Source organism: Undibacterium sp. GW821-FHT07F11, assembly GCF_059418665.1.
The window spans coordinates 125832-132899 of sequence record NZ_JBWKQH010000014.1; the positions used below are offsets into that span (position 1 = coordinate 125832).

Annotated in this window: 6 protein-coding genes; all 6 read right to left on the reverse strand. The window is 45.3% G+C overall.

Going from position 1 to position 7068, the window contains the following annotated elements:
- Positions 1-27: 27 nt before the first annotated feature.
- Positions 28-3561 carry a pilus assembly protein gene (locus AC07OI_RS28390; protein ID WP_495259474.1) on the reverse strand — a complete coding sequence of 1178 codons (3534 nt, stop codon included), beginning with the start codon at positions 3559-3561 and terminating at the stop codon, positions 28-30.
- 51 nt (positions 3562-3612) lie between these two features.
- Entirely contained in the window at positions 3613-4167 is a 555-nt protein-coding gene (locus AC07OI_RS28395) for a pilus assembly PilX family protein (protein ID WP_495259475.1), read from the reverse strand.
- Positions 4164-5120: a PilW family protein gene (locus AC07OI_RS28400; RefSeq protein WP_495259476.1), complete on the reverse strand. Its 957-nt coding sequence runs from the start codon at positions 5118-5120 to the stop codon at positions 4164-4166. Before AC07OI_RS28400 ends, AC07OI_RS28395 begins: the two co-directional genes overlap by 4 nt.
- Positions 5121-5131: 11 nt before the next feature.
- The gene (gene pilV, locus AC07OI_RS28405; protein ID WP_495259477.1) at positions 5132-5677 is read right to left on the reverse strand and encodes a type IV pilus modification protein PilV; all 546 of its coding nucleotides are present in this window, start codon (positions 5675-5677) and stop codon (positions 5132-5134) included.
- Between the two features lie 7 nt (positions 5678-5684).
- Positions 5685-6269: a GspH/FimT family pseudopilin gene (locus tag AC07OI_RS28410; protein ID WP_495259478.1), complete on the reverse strand. Its 585-nt coding sequence runs from the start codon at positions 6267-6269 to the stop codon at positions 5685-5687.
- A 467-nt stretch (positions 6270-6736) separates the two neighbouring features.
- Positions 6737-7068: hypothetical protein (locus AC07OI_RS28415; RefSeq protein WP_495259479.1), on the reverse strand; the 332-nt coding region annotated here is incomplete at its 5' end.

The following is a 7068-nucleotide window of genomic DNA, read 5'->3' on the forward strand; positions in this document are numbered from 1 at the left end:
CTCTGTTTAATTTATCGATTGGTAATATCAATCCGTACGCAAGAGTTGCCTCCAGATGCGTTTTGACGGATTAGCATTTTGGATTATGTCCAGTTTATTCGGTTTTGGTCCACTTGCATCTGTTGAGCCAGAAGATGGCGGTTGATAAATAATAGATTTTCCGCCTTTTTTCAGAATCGTAGTGCCGAACGTCAATGAACCCTGTTTACCAGCAGCCAAGGTATCTGCAGCATCCACCTTGCCATCACCTGTTGTGTCTATTGTAGGGTATGGGAAAACGCCTCCCGTCAAAGAACGCAAGATAAAGGTCGTGGATTTACCATCAGATGAACAGGTATCTGTTGCACCTGCAGGAATAATCGACGTAAATACTACTTCATCAAAATACACTTGCGGGTCTATTGTAATACGTTCACCAGTAGACAAAGTTGTATCCAGGTCCAGATACCAACCACGTTTGGACGAGTAGTCAACAGGTAAATTATTTACAGTGTAGAAAGAACCCGATGCAGTTAAGGTCTGCTTTTGCAAGGCAGCTTGACTACTAGTAATAGCACTTGCTGTGACGCTTGGTACACCGAAGTTATCCCATACACCGTAGATAGTTTGAATATCGGTATTCAATGGGTCATCAGTTTCAAAAATCTTACCTGTTCCAAACAACACGATTGCACCACCTTTAGGATGTGGCACCAAGTCAGGTTGTACAGTAATCGGCTGAGCTTTGGTAGCACGTATTGCTTTAAACAAAGGGGTATTAGAGAACGCAATGGTTGTACCAGTATTGGTCACATTGAATTTCCACAAATTCCCTAATAAATCACCTGCATAGATTGCTTTAATGGTGGAATCGGAATTCATCAAAAGTTTCGGTGAAGCCATTCCATTTGGAGTCGTTGCGTTCCCTATTCCTGTATCTACTTTCGTAACAACACCATCTTTGAGGCGAATTATAAACAAAACTGCATGTTTATTGTCGCTTTCATAACCATTACCCATCACAGCAACCCAGTCGCCATTTGGCATACGGCCAATTTGCGCATTACCTATGGTATATCCCAAATCGCCATCATTTGCAGAACTAACTTCCCACAAGATTTTACTTGCGTCAAAGGCCGTAGGATCAGTTACATCCATTGCAAATACAGCTCGTCCGCCTGCACCTGTAGTTCCTACCAAGGCAGTTTTCCAACCATTGTTCCAGTAATCGCCCAATGAAGGAGTACCATCAACATAGAATTTATGTCCATATGTGGTTCTGCTCAATAATGGCAAATTACTGACAACGGCCTTAGGTATGTAGGCAAATTTCTCAACACCGGTTGCACCGTCCAGAGCGTGTAACATACCATCATTGCCGCCTATGTACACCATAGATGCACGCGCTCTTTTTACTGTCAGGAAATCATTGTACGAATTTGCTTTTTCAGGTGCCCCCACAGGTAAGAATGAATAACCACTATCATTCCCTTCCTTCATATATTGTGGTGCAGAATTCACAAAATCGCCAAAAGACATAGTCCGAGGACGTAAATATCCGAGATTTGGCCCACCTTTTATGTAGTCAACGATATTGGCTGCAGTAACTGAGCCAAGCGGACTATAAGTTGCAGCTTCTGTCGCGAACAAAGCCTGATCAGCAGGAGTCAGATTGAGAAGCTCAAACTTTTTACCCTTCAAGGTTGAATCAACATAGGTATAAACATTATCTTTTCTAGTTGCATATGCAGGTATTGAGGCAGTCCAACCACCAGTAGTGAGGTTCCCGTCAGCATCCAAGGGCCGTTGCACAACCTGACCTGACCAATCAGAAGTGCGATAACTGGAAGTATATAAACTACTGCCACTACGCACTGTATTGCTGGAAGTACCTACCGCAGCCGCATCACCAATACGCTCTGAAATGGTATTCAACGAGGACTCAAGCGCATTTGCAAACTCTGTAGGATTTGATGCACTAAAGTACTTGCCGCGCGAATTAACTGCTGCATGCCACAAATCGTCGATCTGATTTTGTGTGTCTGTAGCTTGAGGCCATTGCTTGGTACCAGCAGTCAATGCAGGCAAATCAGCAGCAGGATCAAGATTACCCTTCACCCCCAAGCCTACAGTAAAATGAACCAAATGCTGCCAGAACGCAGGATCAGCACTAGAAACAGGGACATTTTTCTTTGCGGCGGCCCAATCAGGACGCAAGTCACGCGACCAATAATAAAAAGCGATATCAGCCAGGGTATCACTATAGGTATCAGTAAATGGTCCTGCTGGTGAATAAGTGTATGTAGAACTTGGCCCCGTGATAGTCGGTCCGGCAGTGCCATCGTAATTAGAATTGCGGCCACCAGCAGCAGCAGCACCATTCCAATAGCCATCAGTCATCAGGATATTGTAGTTTTGACGGCAAGTGAGTTGTGTGCTGGTAGCACCAACACCACTCTGTGTTTGCCAAGGCCCGGTATTAGAAGTGTCAGTAAAATATTGACCAACATCATCTACCGCATTACGCAAAGGAGTACCTGCCGCAGGCATTCTCTGTTTGTATAAAGTATTCAGGAAATTGGTTTTGTTGGTAGCACTAAAATCATCAGTTACTTTATTAATTACTGTGCCACTCGTGTTAATGGTACCGAAACCAACCCGGATTGTTGAACTTTGCTTGGAAAACGCCTGACCACTGCCACCACGCGCAGTCAGAATACGCGAACGATGGTACTGAAACCAGTTTGCGAAATTCTGCAACTCCTGCGCGATTGTACAGGCTGTCAATGGACAATCTGTCCTGGCCGGTGCCTTGGCAGGCAAAGTAGTGCCGGCTTTGATTTCAACTCTGGTAAAACAAGTCAATATGCTGGTAGTACAACTGCCTCCACCATTATAAATATAGTAGAGCGCTGGAAAAACGGTGTGTGCCGTCGTTTCATAATCGCTGGCGTCATCTTTCAACCAGGAATAAGTTCCTGCGGCAAAGGTCTGATTTTGCGTCAAGTCGATTACATTGGTGTTAGTACCGCCGGTTGGTGCAACTGGATTATATAAAGCTGCAGCAACATTTGCAGGCGACATCAAGCCACCACTTGGCGCGGCCCAAGGCTGATACAAGACTTTCGGATCATAGTAAGCCTTGTTAATATCGGACGAGCGCCAACGCGCGACGGTAATATTATGATTAAAGCCTACAACAACCTGATTAGTTGACCCATAGTCTCCAGCACCACCAACATTATATAAATTGGCTGGCTTGGGGAATACATTTGTCACCCAGCAAGAATGGCCCGTGTTTGCACAGTAGTTATCCATCTCGGTACCCTTAGCCTGCCAGCTACTACCATTCCAATATCTGTCCAGCGTTGGATCACCAGTTTTTGGAATATCGTCGGGCATCATCTCGAACATCATCGAGCCTGAGTCATCCAGAGTGTAAAAAATATTTGGTGGCACATTGGGCTTAACCAGAGGCGGCACTTGCGAGATGCCAGCATATGCATAGCCAGACATGCCAAGTTGAGCTGCAACTGCGCAGATCAAGTAGTAACTGACTGGTTTTTTTAATCTATTAATCATGATTTCCTCTTAAATTTGCTTTTCTTGCCTCAGTTCAGCCATTGTGCTCAGTTATGCACCTGATCCCAAATACCACTCGACTTGCAGCCAAATAACCGTGTTTGCAGTTACCCCCTGGCCTCGCGCGGTAATCAGATATGCTTTACCAGTACCAGAGCCTGCATTTACACCCTCGGTCATCCCAAAGCCTTCATTCAATTTTTTCCACTCTTCGATCATACATTCTGGCTGCGCTGATACATTAGGAACAGTATTCGCTGGCAATGTAAAAGCTTTAGTAGTCCAATTAGATCGCGTTTGCCACAAGGTAGGCATGGGTGAACCTGGCAAGCCAGGATAAATATTTACAGGTACACCATTGGCAGTCTGCACCACACCAGTACCCAGTTCTGAGCCAGCACCAGTAACTTCTATTTCTTTTTGACAAAAACGCAAGGCCGTTTCTGCTGCCTGGAAAGCGAGATTCTGCCCTCTTAAATTGTTGGCTATACCCTCATCCTGCGTTGCCCGTCGTACGGCTGTTATCGCAAGTATGGTTAACACCATTAAAAAGACCAGTGAGGTTAGCATGACAAACCCCGTTTGAGCTTTGTACTTAGTATTCATAGTGTCCGTCCTGATGCACGTGCGCGCAGAGCAACTACTGTGGAAAATGTTGTATACAATCTTTTATCAGTCGCGGTGACGACACTGCCGGAGCAGTCTGTATATTTTGTAGGTGTAGTTGCCAGATTGTCGTTAGCAGAGCGCATAACCAAACAAATTTTTGCAGAAACTACTCGCCCCCACTTGGTCTCCCAAGGATTGATGGTCTGATCAACAAGCGCACCATTAGACATTGGTTGAGGCACTGTGGGGCTCTCCAAAGAGGCTGCGCTGAAAAAACTATTAGCTGACTTGGTTCCTTGCTGGTCATAGCCGTAAGTAATTTTCATATCAACCACATTTTCCATAAATGGCTGGCCTGCATTCAATGGAGTTACACCAAACCCTACGCCCCCATTGCCAGCACAATACAGTTCACGGCGCCCTGTACTAGGATTACTAGCGATATAAAAGCGATTTTCGACTATGTATGTTGCTGAAGGACTGCTCGCAATGGTTTGTCCCAAGCAATCTGTAGGAATTGCAACACCCGATGCAGTAACTGAATTGGCATTATCACCACTTGCGACGTACTTTATGAGGAACGCGTCTGGCGTAGTGCTTGTGTTATTACATTGCGTAGGGTCGCCTGTTGCTGAAACAAATCCCCCAGTACATCCACGAACCGCTTCACTAGTTGCATCGTAGTTTGTTGAACCTCCGCCACTATCAGCCTGAAATCCGGAATTCATCAGGTCTCCATAACCCGCCTGACGTACATGCACAGCCAGGATATTCAGTGCCATGCGGCCATCTTCTTCCATTAAAGATTTGTCATCGAAAATCCTATAAGTTTGTGAGTTACTCACAAACAGGGTCGTAACGGCCAAAGAAATCACCAGCCCGATTGCCATGGCAATCATCACCTCAATCAAGGTGCGTCCTTTTGAATATTTTGTTTGCATTCTTTTCATATTCGCCTCAATCAAGGTGTAAATCTGAGGTTAATGCAGCGCACCCCGGCGCCGGGAGCTGGTGGCGCACCAACTGGGCAAGAAGGGTCAACTGTCGTCATATTCGGCTCCTTCCACATTACAGTGACGTCATACCCCCCTGCTGCATTCAAAGTAATATAGCCAGCACCACCGTACATGCGCATTCCCAAATTTCTCAACCATTCGGCAACATCTTTATTTGCGACTTCCTGGGCAGTACAGTTATTCACATTCGAACAGGATGGCACAGTTGGCAAAGAAGCAATCGTTGAACTATATGCAGTCTGATAACTATAGAAATTCGGATTCAGTCCAGTGTCCTTGTCTTTAATAGCCTGTCCATTTGCGCGCATACGATCACTAATGTCATAAGCCGCCTGGGTTGCCTCAGCGCGATAATTTGCCCCTTTCAAATACCTTAAAGTATTTGCTTGCAAACTCGCCACTCCCAAAAGCCCAATCGCCAAAATAACCATCGTCACGATGATTTCGACCATCGAGACACCCTTTTGCTTATTTAAATTAAAAATTTTCATAACAACCTCAGCATGGAAGAGTTTTGACTACACTGACTCTTCCCACAGAAGAGACGCAAACGTAGCGGTTATAGGTTGCTCCAACATATGCATCTGGTGGTTTAACATAGAAATAAGTAGCTACACCAAATCGACTGCCGGTTCCATCAATGACAATGTTTTGAGTCTGAGGAACTGGAATTACAGAGCCTTCCGAGAAATTACGCAGCAATGGCGGCTGCACTTTTATCAATGTATCCCCCCCATCAAACTGTCCATTTGTATTGGCGTCAATAAAACTAATCCACCCACTTGCCCAACCGACATTTGCGGAACCACTACTAACCACACTCGAACATGTTGGTATAGGCGCGTCAGGATTGTCACTTTTACAAATGGTAATGGCCCCCCGGTTCCTGGCTGCAGCTTTTGCATCCGAAATTGCACCATGCAACAGACTCGTAATTGAAGCGCTGCGGCTATTGATCACGAATGCACGATAATTGGGCAATGCGATTGCAGTGATAACTCCGACAATGACGACAACTATCATCAATTCGATGAGAGTAAAGCCCCGTTCGGAATAAGAAAGTTTTAATTTCAGCGTGTTCATATTTTTGTCACCTTATGTTCCTCCATAATATATATGATTGCCTGTACGCATCAATGCATTATCGATTAACGGTTGGCTTTTGGTGATGAGTGGATAAAACGGATGGTAGTAAACAACAGGGATAAAATTCAAAGCTTTTAAATTGAAATAATTTAATATTTTGCCCTCAAAGAGTTTCTCACAAATCTGCTCTTAAATTTGTTTCACCGAGCAGAATCCAAGTGTTTATTACCTTACTTCGTCCTAAATTAGCTCATGAGACTGGCGATTCCTATCCACTTTAAACTGGCTTTTACGAATGCTGTTCTCAAGCTTATCGACGAACGCCGCGGTGCTCCTGCCTGTGCAGGAGTGACGATGTTAAGTTTTCATGCTGAAATGCGCGCATCCGGATGTAAGGACCTGAACTGCAACTTTGCTGCTAATACTGACGATGCGGGCAGTCATCCGCCCAGGTTAGAAGAGAATTAGCCTGATGATCGTCGCTCCAGCGGATGCTGGAGCCCGGTGTCGTTGGCTGATCGGCCGAGCGGTGAGCGAGAGGAGAGAATAAGTGACCAGAGGTGGCGCGCGCAGCGTGTCCGCGCTACGTTGGGAGGCCAAGTGGCCCGGAAACAAGATAAGAAACCAAGACAGATGGTTTTGCTTGATGTCTTGTTTTTTGTATTTTCGTTTCCGTTTTCGTTCACCCAAAAGCAAAACCCCCACTCAAGTCCATGAGTGGGGGTATGCGGAATAAAAGCCTGACGATAACCTACTTTCACACTGGTTGCAGCACTATCATTGGCGCGTAATCGTT